The sequence below is a fragment of the Microcoleus sp. Pol11C2 genome, assembly GCF_036701505.1.
In the GTDB taxonomy this organism is placed as follows: domain Bacteria; phylum Cyanobacteriota; class Cyanobacteriia; order Cyanobacteriales; family Microcoleaceae; genus Microcoleus.
This window is the reverse complement of sequence record NZ_JAUBQX010000007.1, coordinates 118,816-139,305: the sequence shown is the minus strand read 5'-3', so window position 1 is coordinate 139,305 and position 20,490 is coordinate 118,816. Positions and strand designations below refer to the sequence as shown.

Below are 20,490 nucleotides of genomic sequence, written 5' to 3'. Positions count from 1 at the left end.
TGCACCTATAAAAAAAGACCTGTTTTACCTAAACTTTAGTTTAGGAGATTAACTGAACTTTTGGCTAGGTATCGAATCTCGCACGTAAGTATATACTCGAAGCTGTTGAGTTAAATTTACAAAAGTTGCGCGTTAAGCCTAAAAAAACCGGGTTTTTTAACCGAGATTCAGGATTTTAAGCAAAAATTTCGTTAAAAAACCCGGTTTCTGACAACCCGTGCGCTGAAAATCTAAAATCTAAAATCTAAAATCGACTGATGGCTCACGCACCTCTGGTGTGAGGAGCAAATTTATGCTATGTTCGACTGCAAAGTTGATCGCAGGCTGAATATGCTCACTTTTCCTGGCGTTGAAGTCACAGAGCTCATCTACGAAAGCGTAAACTCCCTGGTTTACCGAGCCTTCCGACAACCCGACAGTCTCCCGATCATCCTCAAAATCCTCAAAGAAAATTATCCCACACCCCAAGAACTCGCCCGCTATCGCACAGAGTATAAAATTACACAATCTCTTAACCTGAGCGGCTGTATAAAAGCTTACGATTTGCAGCCATATCAAAACACGCTGGTGATGTTTGTCGAGGATTTTGGCGGCGAATCCTTGAAAATTTGGATGCTGCAGCAAAAATTTAGTATTGCAGAATTCTTGCGAATTGCGATCGCCACCACTGAAAGTTTACAAGAAATTCACAGCGCCCACATCATTCACAAAGACATTAACCCTTCAAATATTGTCTTCCATCCAGCTAGTGGGGAACTCAAAATCATCGACTTTGGCATTTCCACGCAGTTGACGCGGGAGAATTACACCATAAAAAATCCCAACATTTTAGAGGGAACTCTTGCTTATATGTCGCCGGAACAAACCGGCAGAATGAACCGCAGTTTAGATTACCGCACGGATTTTTATTCGCTGGGCGCTACCTTTTACGAACTGCTGACATACCAACTGCCTTTTGACACTGATGATGTGCTGGAATTAGTACACAGCCATCTCGCAAAACAGCCTTTATCTCCATCTGAGGTTAATCCCGAAATTCCGAAAATTATTTCGGATATTGTGATGAAGTTGCTGGCGAAAAATGCTGAAGAACGCTATCAAAGTGCTTTGGGAATTAAAGCCGACTTAGAATCTTGTTTGAATGAATTGCACAGCAATAATACCATATCAAGTTTTCCGTTAGCTTGTCAAGATATTTCAAATAAGTTTCAAATACCTCAAAAACTTTACGGCAGAGAGCGAGAAATTGCCACTATTTTAACTGCTTTCGATCGAGCTGCCGACCAAAGCCAAATGTTTATGATTGCGGGTTATTCTGGCATTGGCAAAAGCGCTATCGTGCAAGAACTCTATAAACCGATCACTCAAAAGCGCGGCTATTTTATTTCCGGCAAATTCGACCAATATCAGCGGAATATTCCCTACAGTGCTGTTGTCAGCGCCCTGCGAGAATTAGTCAAGCAACTATTAGCTGAAAGTGAAGCAAAACTCCAAGAGTGGCGGCAAAAATTATTAACAGCTTTAGGGATAAACGGTCAAGTCATAATTGATGTAATTTCCGAAGTAGAGTTAATAATAGGCAAGCAACCAGCCGTACCAGAAGTAGGAGCGAGCGAGAGCCAAAATCGCTTTAATTTAGTGTTTCAGAATTTCATTACAGTTTTTATTAAACCCGAACATCCTCTGACTGTATTTATAGACGATTTGCAGTGGGCTGATGGCGCTTCTCTCAAGTTAATCGAACTGTTAATGAGCGGTAGGAAACCTGGTTTATTTCTAATTGGCGCGTATCGAGATAACGAAGTTTCTCCCGCTCATCCGTTAAGCTTGACAATGGAAGAAATTATCCAAAATGGAGCCAAGGTCGATCGCATTTTTCTCTCGCCTTTAGATTTAGCCACCGTCACTCAATTGATTTCCGATGCGCTGAATTGCCGCGAGGAAAGAGTCACAGCCCTTGCTGAGTTAGTGCTGTTGAAAACAGGTGGCAATCCTTTCTTTATGAATGAATTTCTCAAAGCGCTTTATACTGAAGGGCTGTTACAATTTGACTTTACCCCCCTAATCCCCCCTTACCAACGGGAAACACAGGGGGGGTGGAAATGGGATTTAGGGGAAATTAAAGGCCGGCGATTCACTGATAATGTTGTCGAATTGATGTCGAGCAAGATTCAACAACTGCCGGAGAATACGCAGGAAACTTTAAAAATAGCCGCCTGCATTGGCAATCAATTTGATGTCAAAACCCTAGCTTCCATTTGTAAAAAATCGCTCCGAGAAACAGCGAATGATTTATATGCAGCAGTTGCGGAAAATTTAGTCGTGTTGCTGGGGAATATGGGAGATGTGGAATTAGAAATTGCCGGGAAATTACCCAGCAGCCAATCGCTAGAATACAAATTTGTTCATGACAGAATTCAGCAAGCTGCTTATTCGCTAATTGCCGAACAGGATAAGCCAATCTTCCACAAACAAATCGGGCAAATTCTGCTGCAAAATACTCCTTCCGAACAGCGGGAAGAAAAAATATTTGACATTGTTAATCAACTGAATTTGGCGCGTTCGCTCATGACAGACAGTACCGAGCGAGATCGACTTGCTGAGTTAAATTTGATAGCCGGCAAAAAAGCGAAAGGAGTAGCTGCTTATCAGCCCGCTTTTAACTACTTACAAACCGGAATAAAATTACTTGAAGCAGAAGACGGCAAGTTGATGTCTGAGAAATTGAGCTTAGAATTGCATCAAGAAGCAACAGAAGCTGCTTACTTTTGCGATGATTTGGTGCAAATGGAAATGTTAACTAGCTGGGTAATCCACCATGCCAAAACTGTACTAGATAGAGTCAAAGTCATTGAAGTCAATATTTGGGCAATCAATGCCCAACAGAAACCCCTGGAAGCCTTAAAACTTGGGGGACAATTATTGGAAGAGTTAGGAGTAAAACTCCCGACTAACCCGAATAATTTGACGAGTTTAAAGGAATTACTGGTAAGTAAGTGGGTTTTAGCAGGGAAACGCATTGAAGATTTAGCAAACCTCCCACCGATGAGCGACCCCTACAAACTCGCTGCTTTGCGTCTTCTCCCCACTCTCATGGTTCCAGCCTCAATTGCAATGCCCAAACTGATGCCGATTATTGCCTATAAACAGGTAAGTTTATCGGTGAAATATGGCAACTGTGCTGAATCTATCCCTGCCTATGGAATGTACGGCTCTATCCTGGGTGGTTTTCTAGGTGAAATTGAACGGGGTTATCAATTTGGGGAACTTGCATTGAAGCTTTTGGAGCAATCTAAAAACAAACAGTTTAAAGCCCAAGTAATTCACCCCATTCACGATTTTTTGAAGCATTGGAAAGCACCTGTGAAACAAATATTACCCGGTTTCTTAGAGGCTTATAAGAGCGGGTTAGAATCGGGAGATTTACAATTTGCTTGTGCTGCTGCTCACACCTATTGCGGTTACTTGTATCTAGCTGGCTGTGACTTGTCCCGAGTCAAACGTGAAATCACAACTTACAGAAATGAGGTGGTGAAATTGAAGGAAGAACAAGTTGCTTTTCAATTCCAACCATTTTATCAAACGGTTGTGAATTTATTAGGAGACTCCGAGCGTCCTTGCGATTTAAGCGGGGATGAAGGGAATGAGCAGAGGATGATTTCTCAGGCTATCGAAGCAGAAGACCAGCTTTATTTATTCATTTTTTATTTTTTTAAAATAATTATTTGCTACTTATTTGAAGATTATTCGGAAGCGGCAAATTATGCAGTAAAAGTGAAAGACTATATAGAAGTTTCGCTGGGAACGCTTCAGTATTTTTACTTTCATTTTATTGAGTCATTGATTCAGCTTGCTTGTTATGAAAATGCTCCCAATAAACAGCAGAGGCAAATTTTAAGGCAAGCTAAAGTCAATCAAAAGAAAATCAAGAAATGGGCGGAACACAATCCGTCAATTTATTTACATAAATACACTGTAGTAGAGGCTGAAATTTGTCGAATTCAAGGGAAAGATAAACAAGCGATCGACTATTACGATCTCGCGATTTCCCTAGCCAAAGAACACGAGTATATCAATGAAGCCGCCCTCGCTTACGAACTCGCCGCCAAGTTCTACTTATCTAGGGGGAAAGAACTAACAGCTAAAGCTTATATGCAGGAAGCTCGTTACTGCTATCAACTCTGGGGTGCGGTGGCAAAAGTCAAAGATTTAGAAACCCGATATCCGGAATTATTTAGGATTGATCGACCGGCAATTAAAGCTATTTCAACTACGACATCAACCACGGGCAGCCGTTCTAGTTATTCCTTAGACATTGCGACAGTAATGAAAGCTTCCGAGGCAATTTCCGGCGAAATTATGCTGGATAATTTACTGTCAAAACTGATGAATATTTTGATTGAAAATGTGGGCGCACAAACAGGTTATTTGATTTTAGAAGAGCAAGGTAAGTTGCTGGTCAAAGCTGAAGTTGGGGTAAATGACGCTGGAATCAAAGTATTGCCGTCCATTCCGATTGAAAATTGCCCGGAACTTTGCGAAGCAGTTATCAATTATGTTGCTCGCACTCAAGAAAATTTAGTGCTCAACGATGCTACCCGCGAAGGACAATTTACTAACGAACCTTACATCAAAACGCGCCAGCCCAAATCTATTTTGTGCACGGCTTTGATGAATCAAGGTCAACTGAGTGCGATCGTTTATCTAGAAAATAACCTCACCGCTCAAGCTTTTACTCCCGATCGCCTGGAAGTCTTACAATTGTTATCGGGACAAGCGGCGATCGCCATTACGAACGCTCAACTCTACGCCCAAGTCAAGGAACGCGAAAGCCGCCTGACTCAATTTATCGATGCTATGCCGATCGGGGTAGCCGTGCATGACACCACCGGACAAATTACCTATGCAAATCAGACAGCACATCAACTAAGTGCCATTCCTACAATACCCGAAGCAAATACTGAGAAATTAGCAGAAGCTTGTCAACTTTATGTCGCGGGAACTAACGAGTTATATCCCACCGCACAAATGCCAATCGTGCGTTCTTTGGGGGGTGAAACTGTCAAAGTAGATGATATCGAGTTCCACCGACCTGATAAGATTGTTTCTTTAGAGGTTTCTAGCACACCAATTGTTGACAAAACAGGTAAAATTAATTATGCGATCGCCACATTTCAAGATATCACCGATCGCAAACAAGCCGAAAAAGTTTTAGCCGATTACAACCGCACTTTAGAACAACAAGTGAGCGATCGCACTCTCGAACTCCAGCGAGAAATAATCGAGCGACAACGAGCCGAAGACGCAGCACAAGAAGCCAACCGAGCAAAAAGCACATTCCTCGCAAATATGAGCCACGAATTGCGGACTCCCCTCAACGCAATTCTGGGTTTTTCCCAACTGATGAATCGCGGTTCTAACCTATTCCAGGAACAACAAGAACACCTAAATATTATCACCCGCAGCGGAGAACATTTGCTCGGACTGATTAACCAAGTATTAGATTTATCCAAAATAGAAGCGGGGCGCACGACTCTCAACCAGACAAATTTTGACCTCCACAGCCTGCTGGACGACATCGAAAATATGTTTCAACTTCCGGCAGAAAATAAGGGATTGCAGTTATTAGTGGAGCGGATGCCAGACGTTCCCCAATATGTGCAAACTGATGAAATTAAATTGCGCCAAATCTTGATTAACTTGCTTTCTAACGCGATTAAATTTACCTCGGAAGGCGGGGTTTATGTGAAAATTAAAAATCACGAGCTTGATCATCAAATCTACTTTGAGGTTGAAGACACGGGAGAGGGAATTGAGGCTAGTGAATTAGACAAGCTTTTTGAAGCTTTTGTGCAAACCAAAACGGGGGAAGAATCGCAACAAGGAACAGGATTAGGTTTAACGATCGCACGTTCTTTTGTGCAGTTAATGGGAGGTGACATGACAGTCAGTTCTCGTGCGGGAGGCGGTACTATCTTCAAATTTGACATTAAAGTTAATGCAGTTGAAAGTGCCGATCGCCAACGCGAACAGCCAACCAGACGAGTTATTGCGATCGCGCCCAATCAACCCCGCTATCGAATTCTCGTTGCAGACGACGCTTTTGACAACCGCCAACTGCTAGTTAAACTGCTTTCCGCGATCGGTTTTGAAGTCTACGAAGCCAACAATGGGAGAGAAGCAATAGAAAAGTGGGAGCAATATTCACCGCACTTAATCTTTATGGATATGCGGATGCCGTTGATGGATGGGTATGAAGCAACCAAACAAATTAAAGCCACTATCAAAAGTCAACCTACAGCAATTGTTGCCATAACAGCAAGTAGTTTTGAGGAAGAGAAAGCCATTACCCTTTCTACTGGCTGCGATGATTTTATTCGCAAACCATTTAGAGAAGCAAACATATTTGATGCTCTGCACAAACATATCGGGGTGCAATTCGTTTTTGAAGAACTAAATGCTGCGCCCAGTTTCACAGAAAATGAAGTAAATGTATTGACAACCACCGCTTTTTCTGAACTGCCTCCTGACTTAGTAGCCAATCTTCAACAAGCCATTAGCAATCTCGATTTAGAACAGATGCAAATAGTCATCAATCAAATTCGCGAAATCAATCAGCCCTTAGCTAGGGCGAGCGCAGCTTGTATTAAAAATTTTCAGTACGAACAGTTGCTAAATTTAATACACACATTGAGGGATGAGACATGAACAAAAACCTCAGTTTTACCCGCGAAGAAAGTATTTTAGTTATTGATGATTGTCCTGAGAACTTAAAACTTTTAAGCGGGATACTATCGGCGGCTGGGTATAAAGTTCACCTGGCTCCCAGTGGGAAATTAGCTCTTAACTTTATCAATGCCAACTTACCCGACTTAATTTTACTGGATATTATGATGCCTCACATGGATGGCTACGAAGTCTGCGAGCAGCTCAAAGCTACTCCGAAAACTCAAAATATTCCAATAATTTTTATCAGCGCTTTGCAAGAAATTTTTGATAAAGTAAAAGCCTTTTCTGTGGGAGGAATAGACTACATTACTAAACCTTTTCAACAACAAGAAGTTTTAGTTCGCGTCGAAAATCAATTGCGTCTGAGAAGGATGTCTAAACAACTCATAGACCAAAATATTCTCGAAGAGCGCAACCGCATGGCGCGGGAAATTCACGACACTTTAGCGCAAACTTTTACAGGCATCATCATACATTTGGGAGCAGCAGAACGGGTAATAGCAGCGAATCCAGAACAAGCACAAGGACACATGAAAACAGTCTGCGAATTAGCTCGCTCTGGACTGGCTGAAGCGCGGCGATCCGTAGAATGTTTGCGCCCGCAACTGTTAGAAGATGGCGACTTGTATAGCGCTCTCAACCAAATTGCCAAACAAATGTCATCAGATACTGATACGCGCACTATTTTTGAAGTGGTTGGCACAGTCTATTTCCTACCATTAGAGGTAGAAAATAATCTGTTGCGGATCGGGCAAGAAGCATTAACAAATGCTTTAAAATATGCCAAAGCTACGGCGATAAAAATAGAGTTAGTATACGAAATCTCCCAGTTTATTTTGCGGGTGCAAGACAACGGACAGGGATTTGATACGGAAAGTATCGGTTTTAGGAATGGCTTTGGTTTATTGGGAATGAGAGAACGCGCCGATCGCATTAACGCGCAACTAATTGTAAACAGCAAGCCCGGAAACGGAACAGAAGTTATAGTTTCAGTTGAGCGGCAGTAAAGTAAGGTGCACATTTCGCACCATACATAGTAAGTTTGTAGTGAGATTTTCAGTTTTTTTTTATCAAATTAACAGGGTAAACATGATTAACCAATCAAATATTATTCGCGTTTTAATTGCCGACGATCATTATATTGTGCGGCAAGGTTTAGTGGCGCTGCTGGAGCATGAATCAGATGTTAAAGTTGTGGCGCAAGCAAGCAACGGCGAAGAAGCTGTGACAATGTTTCGCCAACATCAGCCCGATGTAACGCTGATGGATTGGCGGATGCCGGTGATGGATGGAGTCGCCGCCATTGCTGCGATTTGTGCGGAGTTTCCCAGCGCCCGGATTGTGGTGCTGACGACTTATGACGGCGATGAAAACATCTATCGCGGATTGCAAGCAGGCGCTAAGGGCTATCTGCTGAAGGATGCGGCACCAGAGGAGCTTTTAGCAGCAATTCGGGCTGTTTTTGAGGGGAAAAAGTACATTCCGCTGGCAGTGGGTGTTAAGTTAGCCGATCGCCTGAGTGGGCCTGAATTGAGCGATCGCGAATTAGAAGTCATCCGCCTCATAGTCGCTGGTAAAAGTAACAGCGAGATTAGTGAAGTTTTGCACATCAGCGAAAGCACTGTCAAGTTTCACATCAACAATATTTTGAGCAAAATGGGAGTTAGCGATCGCACGCAAGCCGCCATTGCCGCCTTAAAACGGGGGATTGTTAGCCTTTAGTTTAATCAGCAGTATTTAACTTTAGTCCTCTGTTATTGAAAGGGGGTATTACCAGTTGGTAGTTTGGCGCCATACCTAGCCAAAAGTTCAGGTAATCTCCTCAACCCAAGCTTAGCTAATTCTGAGCTTTTTTTATAGTTAAAAACTAAACTTTTAACCAGCTATCTTTGCGAATGAGTGTTATAAGCTTAAAACTTAATTGACCTTGCAATTTTACAATGCTAACCTAGCTTCAAGTTGAGTTTACCTACTTAGCAGTGAGAGTAAATTATGCAACTTTCAACGATAAATTTAGATACATTTTCTCAACCGAGTCTCCTGGGATTCGCGGCCTTAACAGCCTATATTCTCACACTACTTCCCACAAATTTGATAATTGTTTTCCCTCTCACCAAAAAAACTGGCTTTCCCCAATTGCTGCTGAAATATCGCCGTTTTATTGGTCTACTCTCTTTCTTTTTAGCTGTAGCTCACGGATTCCTCTTTTTCAAACAAAGAAACTTTGATGTCTTCGATATCAAAACTTATTTTGTTTACTTCCAGGGAGTAGCAACATTCATTATTTTTACTCTTTTGGCTATCACCTCTAACGATTGGAGCGTGAAAAGAATTAAGAAAAATTGGAAAAAATTGCAGCGTCTCACTTACCTCGCTATGTTTTTAGTAACCTGGCATATCTGGGACAAAATGGCCGAGCACTGGACATATTTAACGCCTGTTGGAATTGCCGCTATAACCGCCATCATAGTTTTATTCCTCTGCCGCACCTGGATTCAGTGCCAATCTAGACAACAAAAACATCAGCAAACCCCCGACAAAATAACAGTGCTAAATAAAAGTATTGGATAGTATTTATACAAGTGAGAATCCAGCCGAAACCTGGGCGCTAAATTTGTGGAATTGAAATCCGTAATTTTATTTTACATAAACTGAGTTTTGGAGGTTATGTTTATGATAGCAAAAGCAGTTAAATGGAATACTTTAGCATTGACATTGACAGCAGTTGTAACTGCGGCGGGTATCGGGTTATATAGGTATTTTGCGGAGTGGGAAACAAGTGTATCGCAGTTTAAATCGGGGTTGTTTACTAAATCTTATAGCAGTTTTAAATATAATTCAGGGTGGATTTATGCGATCGCACTCAGTCCTGACGGCAAAACTTTAGCCAGCGGCTGTTATGGCGGCATTATCACAATCTGGAACTTGCAAACCGGCGAATTGCTTTACACTTTAAAAGCACATAGCGATGCAATTGAATCCCTCGCCATTAGTCCTGACGGTCATCTTCTGGCTAGCGGGAGTTGGGATAACCGGATTAAATTGTGGAATCTCAAAACTGGCATACTCATCAATACCTTGAAAGGTCATGCGGATGATGTCAAGGCAATAAGTATTAGTCCTAATGGAAGGTTACTCGCTTCTGGAAGTACCGACAAAACTGTAAAAGTGTGGAATTTTCCCGATGGCAAACTACTCCGCACACTTCCAGATACAGACTGGATTAAATCTGTCGCTTTTAGCCCGGACAGTAAAATTTTAGCAAGCGGCAGCGAGAATGGAACTATTAAGATTTGGTGGCTTGATGATAGCGGCAACTACACCCTGACTGGGCATTCCGGGCCGGCTAACTCAGTTGCATTCAGTCCTGACGGCCAAACTTTAGCGAGTGGCAGTGCGGATAAAACTGTTAAGCTGTGGCAGTTTACAAATGGCAAAGTTCTACATACATTAACAGGGCATTCTGGTCCGGTGCAGTCAGTTGCTTTTAGCGCGGATGGACAGGCTTTAGCTAGTGGCAGCTACGACAAAACTATCAAGCTGTGGGAATTGAAAACCGGTGGACTTCTGACAAATTTTACGGAGCATTCTAAACCTGTTTGGTCTGTCGCTTTTAGCTCTCAAAATCCTGTTTTAGCCAGCGGTAGTGCAGATGAAACTATTAAGCTTTGGCCTGTACCTGTCTCGATAGGGACTCAGGTTAACTCTCCTGGGTCCGAGGTAGAAGCAACATCTTATGACATTATCTCGCCCGGTAAAATTGCACAGTTGAACCGGAAACTTTACGATGAAATTGACAATAGTTGGCGCTCGACTCCAACTTTCAACACTTCATTAGTTTATCGGGTTGCCGTGGATGAAGAAGGGGGAATTATAGATTATCAGCCACTGAACCAAGAAGCGGTTGGTTTTCTCCAAGAAACTTCTCTTCCTTCCTGTCGTAAAGCTGCTCACAAAGCAAAGATTTTTAGTCAATTTCAGGTAGTATTTCAACCCTCTGGTGTGCTTGAAGTTAACCCGTGGCAAGGGTGAAGTTAATGTTACTATTTATCGCAATAATTAGGTTTAATTAGGAGTTGATGAATTACTGAAGGACTCGGTGTTATTGTCTTCTGGTTCTTGCTTATTCCTCCTTTTATCTCACTCATAACTCTTGATGCAATTGATTGCGGTTGAAATCTTTGTACCGATCGCAGTACAATCGATCGATATTGCATCTGAGGAATCTCCCCATGTCAGAACCGTTTTCTACTGAGATTAGCGATCGCATCTGCACTCACATGAACGAAGACCACGCTAGTGCTGTCGTGCTATATGCTCAAGCATTTGGCGACCAACCGCAAGCAACGGAAGCTCAAATGCTCGCTATTGATGCCAACGGCATGGATTTAACCGCTAAAGTCAACGACGAAACAGTGCCTGTCAGAGTAAATTTTGATCGCACTTTAAAAGACGCCGAAGATGCTCACCACACTCTCATTGAAATGGTGAAACAAGCTCGAAAAGTTGCTAAGTAGTCAATTGCGTACTATTCTGTTATAATTTTAACGTTTGCAGTAGGGAATTTAGTCCGGTTAAATAGTGGCTAAGGACTAACTTCCTTACTACACACCTTTAGTTGGTTAAATTATTTTAAGGACTAAAATCCAGACTGCGAACAAAATATTTAATAAAGTTGAATTTCTCTCTAAAATATCCAATAAAATGACAGAAAATTACCCCAACTCCAAAGAATTAGATGTCGTCAAGGGCAGTAAAAATAACCATTTCGAGGAACTGGTAAAGCGACTAGATTTGATGATTCGCGCCCGCTATTCGCTGCTGTACATTGTCGGCGCGGAGGAGGAACCGGTCGAAGCCGTAATTGCCCAAGTAGCGCTGCAAGTAACTCCCCCGCGCCGAGTATTGTTCTGGGATCTCGTGCGCGGCTGGGAGGATAACGGTTCTGGGAAAGGTTCGGTAATGGCGGCGCTAGATCGCGTCAGCAAAACTGCTGTTGAAGAATATACCATATTTGTACTGCGGGATTTGCACCCAATTTTGAAATATCCATATAGCGAAAAAAGCGCGGCGGTAGTGCGAGAATTGCGGAATTTAACGCGAGAATTGAAGCGCAGCAAAAAAACTATAGTTCTTACTTCTCACACGCTGGAATTGCCGGAGGAATTGAAAGAAGAAGTAACAGTAATTGATTTTCCTTTGCCCAACGTCCAAGAAATCGACAGTTTAATTTCCCACGTTGTGGAAAAGCCGCAACAGTTGCAAGTTAGTGGTTTAGCAAGGGAACAGTTAGTTAAAGCTTGTCAGGGTTTGAGTCGCGCTAGAATCGGGCGGGTTTTGGCTAAAGCTTTGGCTGCCAAACAGCAAATTAACGAGTCAGATATTGACGGAGTTTTGGAGGAAAAACAGCAAGCAATTCGCCAAACTGGCATTTTGGAGTTTTTTAACTCCAGAGAATCCTTAAAAAGTGTGGGCGGCTTGGAGAATTTGAAACAGTGGGTAAAGATGCGACAAGATGCTTTTACTGACGAAGCGAGTCGCTACGGTATACCGAATCCGAAAGGAGTTTTGTTAGTAGGAATTCAAGGAACTGGCAAATCTTTATCTGCTAAAACAATAGCCTCAGAATGGCGTTTGCCACTGTTGCGATTGGATACTGGGAGATTGTTTGGGGGCGTGGTCGGGGAAAGCGAAAGTCGCGTCAGGCAAATGATACAATTAGCCGAGGCTATCGCACCTTGCGTTTTGTGGATCGATGAAATAGACAAAGCCTTCGGCAACATTATCAGCGGCAGCGACGGCGACTCGGGAACTTCGCGCCGGGTATTCGGCAGTTTGATTACTTGGATGCAGGAAAAAACCAGTCCGGTGTTTATCGTCGCAACTGCAAATAACGTGCGGATTTTGCCCGCAGAGTTGCTGAGAAAGGGCAGGTTTGATGAAATTTTCTTTTTGAATTTGCCCTCCGAATCGGAACGGCAAGATATTTTTAAAGTGCATTTGCAGCGTTTGCGGCCAACTAGATTGCGCGAGTTCGATTTGGGGGTTTTGGCGAAACGCGCTGAGAACTTTAGCGGTGCAGAAATTGAGCAAGTGGTAATAGATGGGTTGTATCGGGCCTTTGGCACTTTTGTCAACGGACAGCGCCGGGATTTGATGACGGAGGATATTTTGAGGTCGATCGAGGATACTGTACCTTTAGCTGCGATCGCGCGATCGCAAATTGAAGATTTGAAGCGCTGGGCGGCGGAAGCGGGCGCGAGAACAGCCTCCAACGATACTCATTTAATTGATGAATTGAAACGCTACAGCCAGCGGCGAAGGGATGCGATCGACAATTAACCCCACTTGTAGGCTGCGTCAGTTAATGTCTAATTAATTCTCGAAAAAATTACCTCTGACGCACCTTCCTAATCGCATGGTGCGTCAGTTCATGGCTGATTAATTAGCCCAAATATCTCCAGTTATGACGCACCCTACTACTACGAACCTAATTTAAAAATATCCGCAAAAATAGCATTTTGCTCAACCATTCTCCCCGCATCCGGCGAATCGTAAACCACTAACAGCGAATTCTCCTCCCCCAAATAGGGAAACAGACTCAATCCCTCAGCATTGTCAGTATTAACCTTAAAAGGCAAGTCAAACAATACCTCCAAATCTCCCCCCTCTTGCCCAGTAATACTGTCGCCCGAGCGCCCTAAAATCCCCTTTAACCGAAAAACCCTCATCGCCCCAGATAAAGTCATCGTCGGCCCCGCTAAAACAATCAAATCTTCCCCGTTCCAGCACAATTCTCGCACGCCCAAACCGTTCAAATCAACAAAATGTTTGTTGTACAATTTCCCTCCTTTCCCAATTTCCTTAAGCTTTAAAACTCCCGCTTGGGCCTCTTCAACTTCTATTTCTAAAATTATCGCCCAACCCCGCAGCACCGGCCCCCGCAAACCAAGAAAAATGCGATCGCCCCGCACCGCCAACCCTTCAATATCAAAGCCATTTTCTTTACTCGGAATCGGCACAGATAAATACAAGCCGAGGTGGGTGTCATCTTTGAGCGCGTCTGTCAGCAAATTGCCTGTTTCTGTCCGCTGCAGGCATCCCACTGTCAGTTGAATTTCGGGATTGTCTGAATCGGGAATTGACTCGCACAAAATCCCGTCTTTCATAGGAATGCGCGCCAGTAAATAGCGGTTGACCTCTGTCACGATTTGTGCTAATCTTTCAATGTCTTTGCCGGGGTCTTTGCCTTTAGCTTTTTTGCGTTTGGTGCTGTGAGAACCCACCACCCAAAGATAATCGCTGCTGAAATCAATTCCTTCAATATCGATTTCGCATTCTCCAGGTAGATCGATAAAATCTGCGATCGCAAATCTTTGATGTTCTCCAAAAATATGAGGCGCGACAGGCGACAAACGCTCGATTGAAGTCGTTTCATCGGAACCCAGCCACAAATGGCCATCAGGAGTTAAAGCAACAGCGGATAAATCTGTAATAATATCAGCGACTTCGCTGTTTAATTGCAGCATCAGCCGGCCGAGCAAAAAGGATTCTGGCATAATTATTAGAATCAAAACTATTCTTAGGGTAAGTCATTATAGTTAAACCTGCTTGAAACTGAGATCTTGCCACAGGTGTAATAGTCCGCCGGGAATTCCTTCTCCGTCTCAAAGCTTGCATTCAGTTAAAACTGAAATGTTGCACCATTCTCAATAAAGCTTTTATGGGCGGGCTAGGATCAACGGCCCACAAGAAAATTTAATTTTTGTGGAACAGCCCGGAAAGCCTGTTCATGACAGAGGTGCAAGATTTGAGTTAAAACCGACAGAAAACTAAAACAGAAAACTAAAACAGATATCCTCCTCAAGCCTCATAGCAAGAACTTCCGTTTTGAGATAAGGATTTTTAACCCCTAGCGGGTCAAACCCCAGTCGGCGGTTTATTCCGCAAACCGAACCTCCACAGACGGATAACACCCTAATTGAAGCATTAACATCGCCGTTACCTTTCGTTACGATAAGGAGACAGAGAGAAAAACCTCTCATTCGTAAAATCAGAGGTAGCCATTATGAACGGTACATTTCGCGTCGGCAACCTGTTTGGGATTCCCTTCTTTGTCAACGCATCTTGGTTTTTAGTTCTGGGTTTAGTAACCTGGCAGTACGGCGGCGCATTAGCTGCCCTGTTTCCCACATTGGGCCCCGTAGCGCCCTGGATGTTGGGATTATTCACAGCGTTACTGTTATTTGCTTCCGTCTTAGCCCACGAATTAGGACACAGTTGGGTAGCCATTAAACAGGGAATTGGCGTGAAATCGATTTCGCTATTTCTGTTTGGCGGACTGGCTAATTTGGAAAGAGAATCGAAAACCCCAGCCGAAGCATTTTGGGTAGCGATTGCCGGCCCGTTGGTCAGCTTATTGTTATCGGGTTTGTTAACAGCGATCGGCATCGGTGCTGGTCTCACAGGCCCCGCAGCCGCCATCGTCGGACTTTTAGCTTCCATCAACTTAGTTCTAGCCTTATTTAACTTAATTCCCGGTTTGCCCCTCGACGGCGGCAACATCCTCAAAGCGATCGTCTGGAAAATTACTGGCAACCCTTACAAAGGTGTAATTTTTGCTAGCCGCGTCGGTCAAATAATTGGTTGGATTGCCATTGCTACAGGCATATTCGGCAATATTTGGAATCTAGTAATCGGTTGGTTCTTACTGCAAAATGCCGGTCAATCTGCCCAATATGCCACAGTCCAAAATCAACTGGCAGGCCTGACAGCCGCAGATGCTGTGACTCCCGAAAGTCCGATCGTCTCCCAAGACTTGTCCCTCAGAGAATTTGCCAACAACTACGTGATCGGTAGCACTCAAACCTGGCGCAGGTTCCTGGCAACAGATGATGCCGGACAATTGGTAGGGGCGATCGACCTTGATGACCTCAAAACCATTCCTACCGGAACTTGGCCCCAAGTTTTAGTCAAAGAACTCCTGAAGCCGATCGAATTTTCCACAACCGTCAAACCAGAATTATCCCTCCTCGAAGTCGTCACCCTTCTCGAACAACTTAAAGTACAAGAACTCCCCGTCATTCGCGAAAATGGTGTCCTCGTCGGACTTGTAGAAAAAGCTGAAATTGCCCGCCTGCTACAAAGACGAGCCGAAGCGAACCCTGCTTGATATCCTCAGATACTTGACAAATAACAGTTAACCCCCTCGATTTCCCTTACCAAAAGGGCGATCGGGGGGGTTAACAATGGTTTCAAAAAAGTCACAGTCAAACACAAATAGTTCTAGATGCAACTGTCACAATAGTTAAAGATTTTTTGAGGTATGTTGTTGCCTCCAGGAATGGCTAAATTATTAGCTGCTAATCAAGAATAAAAATTATTATATAGCCTTTCTCAACTTTCGTGAGGTACGCAGGCGAACTATTCCCTATCTATTGCCAATAGCCCGCAGATATTGAAATTATCTGCGTTAATCTGTGTTCATCTGCCTTAATCTGCGGTTTGTCTATCAATCAAAAATTTATGCCCTCTTGTTTACTGATTACCTGACAATTCTCAACGGTACCGGACTGTTAATTAGAAAGGCTGTATAAGTTAATCTTCGATACACCCTACCGCTCAATTTCATCAATCAAATCTAGTATTTTTTGATAATCAAAATTATATAAATGATTCATCAGAACTTCCGCAAAAACATCATGATCGCTGCCGATTTCCTCAATAGTTGTGGCAATCAAGTCGAAGTCAGCCTCACGGACTGCCTGTTTTAGATTGCTCGTCCATTCTGGGGAAACTTTAGGCTTGGAGTCCAGCGTAAATATTGCCGCACTATCAGATATTTTTTCTTGTACCATACTTGAACTTTGCGATAAATCATTGACTTCAACATATTTATTGATGGCTTCACCAGCACCCGCTGCGGTAACAACTTGAATGTCAAACTTGAAGACTGTACCGTATCCCACTTCGCTCTCGACAGTAATGTCGCCCCCCATTAATCTTATGAACTCGCGGCTGATGTTTAATCCTAACCCCGTACCTGTTTGAACTTTCTTTTCTGATGAAGTTTGCACCAATAATTCAAATATGCTTTCTAATTTTTCCGGCAAAATACCAACTCCTGTATCGGCTATTTCAAAACCAATAAAAATATTTTGTTGCGGTTCTCCACTATTTAAAAATTTGTTTTTGGTAGGCTTAATTATTCCTTCTTGCTTGGAGCATACGGTGATTAAAACTGAACCATACTGGGTAAATTTAACCGCATTATCTAATAAATTAATCAACACTTGTCGCAACTTAACCTCATCATTTTGCACGTATTGGGGAACATCGGAAGAGCAGTCAATAATTACTTGCAATCCTTTATTTTTAGCCGGAATTTGAAACATATTTTGCACGTCCCCCAGCAAGCGGTACAAGTCAAAAATTTTGGCGTTGAGTGCCATCCGCCCACCTTCTATTTTAGATAAGTCTAAGACTTGATTGATCAGTTGGAGCAGGTGTTCTCCGCTGCGGCGAATAATTGTGATATTTTCTTTTTCTGGCAAAGTTAAATTAGCGCTGGGTTCCATTAATTGAGCGAAGCCGAGAATGGCGTTGAGGGGGGTTCGCAATTCGTGGCTCATGTTGGCGAGAAAAAGGCTTTTAGTTTTGTTGGCAGCTTCTGCGGCTTCTTTGGCTTGTTGGAGTTCTTGTTCTGCTTGTTTGCGATCGCTCGTATCAATGATTATGCCGTGCCAGACAATATCTCCATTTTCGCGCAATTCTGGTCGAGAATAACCTTGCAGCCATTTGAGTTTTCCCGATGCTGTCACAATCCGCCACTCGTGGGAAAATGGTTCGAGATCGGTCGCACTTTTGACAATTGCCTCGAAGTGACTGGAGCGATCGTCCGGGTGTATTTGTTCGTATAGTAAAGCAGAGTTGTTCTGGATTTCCTCCGGCTCTAATTCTTGAATTTCTCGGCACAGAGGACTGATATATTCCATCTTGACTGAGCCGTCGGGATGCTGCACGAAAATGTAAAGTTCTCCGGGAACAGTGTTCGCTAATTTGTGAAACAGAGCTTCGCTTTTTTGCAAGGCTAATTGTGCTTGTTTGCGATCGCCAATATCAATCCCAAATCCAAACAAGAAATCCAGGCTGCCACCTTCGTCGAGCACCGGTGTGCCGTGCCACTCGACTAACAAAGTCCGATCGTCCGAAGTGAGAATGCGATGTTCGTTAACCGTTTGCTCCCGCGCTGTTACACCAGTAAAAATTGAATGTAATCCGGCTCGATCGCTTGGGGGTACAAATGTAGCTAAGTAATCTTTGCCTGCAACTTCTGTGGCAGTATAGCCCACAGCTTCCAGCATACTGTTATTCGCCAGCAGGATTTTACCCTCAGAGTCGATCGCCACAAAAAAAATCGGAGAATTTTCGATAATCTTTAAGTTAAAGTCGCGCTCTTGACGGATAATTTTTTCAGCTTGCTTGCGCTCCTCAATTTCGAGCTGCAAGCGGGCATTCATCGAGGCTAGCTCGATCGTGCGATCGACTACTTCAATTTCCAGAGTACGGTTGTAGTCAGCCAATATTTGCTCTGCGTGTTTGCGAGCCGTAATATCTTTAAAAACAGTCAGAACATAAAGGATATTCCCCGCACCGTCAAACACCGGCAGCGCTCGCACTTCCAAACGAATATTTTTCCCGTCTCGGCGAATTTCCATATCTTCAACAATCACCTCCAAGCCGCTCAACGCCCGCACAAACGGCATTTGCTCGGCCGGGTACAGTTGATTAGTGCCTGCTATATAAATTTGATAAGCTTGTGGTAGCTCTTGTGCGGTAGCATCGGGCATTTCTCCCCTACCCAATATTTGCTCTCCCGCCGAATTCATGAAAATAACTGCGCCACCCGAAGTCATCGCCGAGACTCCAACGGGTAAATTTTCTACCAGTTGGGCAAATTTTTCTTCACTTTCTGCCAAAGCTTGAAAAGACTGTTTCAGTTGAGCTGCCATCTCGTTGAAAGACTCGGCTAATTCGCCGACTTCCTCAAGCCTACTGACACTAACAGCGCGATCGAACTCTCTGGCGGCAATATCTTTAGCTGCTTCGTTGAGCCGCAGCAGGGGCAGCGTTACCCACCTAGCTGTCAGCACTCCAGCAATTGTCGATAGCACCAGCGCCGCCCAACAAAGTAAAATTGTAGTGCGCGTATTTTTGTTAATTTGCCCCATGAAATCTGATTCGGGAACTGCGATCGCAATCAGCCAGTTCAAACCGTAAACATCAGAAAAGGGCAGCACTTCCACAAAATATTCCTGCCCGTCTCGGCTAAATTTCAGTTGCTGCCGCTGCTGAATGTCGCCAAAGCCCCCGAAGTTTTCGTACAAATATTTAGCTGCAGTGCGAATGACAGGAGTTTGGCTGTCTAAAACATTCACCCGCTGCAGTTGCGGCTTTCCAGACATCTTTCTAAAGGGTGATTCTTGACTCGAACTGGCAACCAGCAAGCCCGATCGTTCGATCGCGAAAATTTGTCCGGTTTGGCTCAGCTTGATGCGATGGAGATATTGCTGAAGCTCCGAGAGCGAAAAGTCTACTGCACTAACTCCCAGCAATTTACCATTTCGCTCGCGAATCGGTTGGCTGGCAGCAATAAAAACAGTCCCAGGAGTAAAACCCGGATAAATGCTCGTCCAAATCGGTTTATTAGCTGCGACAGCTTCCTTGTACCAGGGGCGGAGACGGGCATCGTAGGTTCTGGGTTCTGCCTTTAATTTAGCGGTGCGAGTGCCGTTGCCGTCTGTAGCGTAGTAAATGCTGTGAAAGTTGCTAGACTTGTTCGCCGCGACAATTTGCAAGCTGTTATGCGTGGGGTTGCGCCAAATGCCGAGATATTCTCCTGATTTTTCAGCACCGAAGGATATCCATTGAATGCTTTTAAAAGATCGCATTTGCTGCCAGAGGAACTTCTCTCCCCGAGGCTGGGGCTTTTCTAACTGTAAGTTTAATTCACCGCGCTCGATCGCTTCAGCGTTAAGTTGATTTACCCACTGGGTATGTTCGAGAAAAGAAATCAGCTTTTCTTCAACTCTCTTTCCCGTCTCGGCGATCAATTTCTCGGCGAGATCTTCGACTGCTTTGTCTCCGTTGCGAAAGGACAGATACCCGACAATCCCGACTGCTGCGACGATTTGCAGCACAAAAGAGGCCACTAGAAGGCTACGCAGGGAGATTTTTGGTTGGTGTTGAGAAGTTTTACTCGCGAATCGGGGCAACGGCATAGGCTGATGGCTAATTGCTCCCTAACACTTTAACTGTTCCAGCCTGTAATTTCACTTAGGGGCGATCGAGGTGTTTCCTTGTCCTCAAAACACCTCCCACACAGACACATAAAATTTTAGATTTTAGATTTTAGCTTAAATAATTGGGAATGAATGATCAAGCTCGTGCTTTCGAGCTTCGCTACAGTTGCATTCTTTCTTTTTTTCAACTGGTATGACGCACTGTTAGCTGAGAATACCTCTGCCATTTTCTTGCTTTGGTGGGTTTCCTAGCTCAACCAAACCTAATTCTTCCTTCAAACCTCTTCGGTTCATCAATTACATCCGTTAAATCCCGTACACAATTGGTGGCAGAACATCCATCCATTACATCCATTACATCCGTTAAATCCCGTACACAATCGGCGGCAGAACTTCTCTTTAACAGCTACGCGGAAAATCCCCCGCTTGTCCACACGGATATAGCGAGGGGCGAGAATAG

The 20,490-nt window shown here is 43.7% G+C and carries 10 protein-coding genes; 8 read left to right on the top strand and 2 right to left on the bottom strand.

Features of this window, described 5'->3' with window-relative positions; genetic code table 11:
* The first annotated feature begins 330 nt into the window (after nt 1-330).
* The 7 genes from QUA42_RS07035 (at nt 331) to QUA42_RS07005 (ending at nt 13,071) form a co-directional block, all read left to right on the top strand.
* Nucleotides 331-6,708, top strand: a complete 6,378-nt coding sequence (locus tag QUA42_RS07035) for an AAA family ATPase (protein ID WP_333136324.1) — start codon at nt 331-333, stop codon at nt 6,706-6,708.
* Nucleotides 6,705-7,736 carry a response regulator gene (locus QUA42_RS07030; RefSeq protein WP_333136322.1) on the top strand — a complete coding sequence of 344 codons (1,032 nt, stop codon included), beginning with the start codon at nt 6,705-6,707 and terminating at the stop codon, nt 7,734-7,736. Before QUA42_RS07035 ends, QUA42_RS07030 begins: the two co-directional genes overlap by 4 nt.
* 85 nt (nt 7,737-7,821) lie before the next feature.
* A complete protein-coding gene (locus QUA42_RS07025; protein WP_333136405.1) occupies nt 7,822-8,451 on the top strand; it encodes a response regulator transcription factor in 630 nt (209 codons plus the stop codon).
* A 270-nt stretch (nt 8,452-8,721) separates the two neighbouring features.
* Nucleotides 8,722-9,300 carry a ferric reductase-like transmembrane domain-containing protein gene (locus tag QUA42_RS07020; protein WP_333136320.1) on the top strand — a complete coding sequence of 193 codons (579 nt, stop codon included), beginning with the start codon at nt 8,722-8,724 and terminating at the stop codon, nt 9,298-9,300.
* 102 nt (nt 9,301-9,402) lie between these two features.
* Nucleotides 9,403-10,761 (top strand): WD40 repeat domain-containing protein, encoded by a 1,359-nt coding sequence (locus tag QUA42_RS07015; protein ID WP_333136318.1) that lies wholly within the window; start codon nt 9,403-9,405, stop codon nt 10,759-10,761.
* A 200-nt stretch (nt 10,762-10,961) separates the two neighbouring features.
* On the top strand, nt 10,962-11,246 hold the full coding sequence (locus QUA42_RS07010) for a DUF2470 domain-containing protein (protein ID WP_333136317.1): 285 nt from the start codon (nt 10,962-10,964) through the stop codon (nt 11,244-11,246).
* A 187-nt stretch (nt 11,247-11,433) separates the two neighbouring features.
* Complete coding sequence (locus QUA42_RS07005) at nt 11,434-13,071, top strand: AAA family ATPase (RefSeq protein ID WP_333136315.1); 1,638 nt, start codon at nt 11,434-11,436, stop codon at nt 13,069-13,071.
* Nucleotides 13,072-13,211: 140 nt separating this feature from the next.
* Here QUA42_RS07005 and QUA42_RS07000 read toward each other — a convergent pair whose 3' ends face one another.
* Nucleotides 13,212-14,288 carry a DUF3616 domain-containing protein gene (locus QUA42_RS07000; RefSeq protein WP_333136313.1) on the bottom strand — a complete coding sequence of 359 codons (1,077 nt, stop codon included), beginning with the start codon at nt 14,286-14,288 and terminating at the stop codon, nt 13,212-13,214.
* Between the two features lie 509 nt (nt 14,289-14,797).
* Between QUA42_RS07000 and QUA42_RS06995 the strand changes: the two genes are divergently transcribed.
* Complete coding sequence (locus QUA42_RS06995; protein WP_333136311.1) at nt 14,798-15,901, top strand: site-2 protease family protein; 1,104 nt, start codon at nt 14,798-14,800, stop codon at nt 15,899-15,901.
* 442 nt (nt 15,902-16,343) lie between these two features.
* Here the strand turns inward: QUA42_RS06995 and QUA42_RS06990 are convergent, their stop codons facing one another.
* Nucleotides 16,344-19,928, bottom strand: a complete 3,585-nt coding sequence (locus tag QUA42_RS06990) for a PAS domain S-box protein (protein WP_333136309.1) — start codon at nt 19,926-19,928, stop codon at nt 16,344-16,346.
* Nucleotides 19,929-20,490 lie beyond the last annotated feature (562 nt).

Coding starts and splice junctions, on each gene's coding strand:
- QUA42_RS07035 (WP_333136324.1), top strand. CDS start 331: ATGCTCACTTTTCCTGGCGTTGAAGTCACAGAGCTCATCTACGAAAGC.
- QUA42_RS07030 (WP_333136322.1), top strand. CDS start 6,705: ATGAACAAAAACCTCAGTTTTACCCGCGAAGAAAGTATTTTAGTTATT.
- QUA42_RS07020 (WP_333136320.1), top strand. CDS start 8,722: ATGCAACTTTCAACGATAAATTTAGATACATTTTCTCAACCGAGTCTC.
- QUA42_RS07015 (WP_333136318.1), top strand. CDS start 9,403: ATGATAGCAAAAGCAGTTAAATGGAATACTTTAGCATTGACATTGACA.
- QUA42_RS07010 (WP_333136317.1), top strand. CDS start 10,962: ATGTCAGAACCGTTTTCTACTGAGATTAGCGATCGCATCTGCACTCAC.
- QUA42_RS07005 (WP_333136315.1), top strand. CDS start 11,434: ATGACAGAAAATTACCCCAACTCCAAAGAATTAGATGTCGTCAAGGGC.
- QUA42_RS07000 (WP_333136313.1), bottom strand. CDS start 14,288: ATGCCAGAATCCTTTTTGCTCGGCCGGCTGATGCTGCAATTAAACAGC.
- QUA42_RS06995 (WP_333136311.1), top strand. CDS start 14,798: ATGAACGGTACATTTCGCGTCGGCAACCTGTTTGGGATTCCCTTCTTT.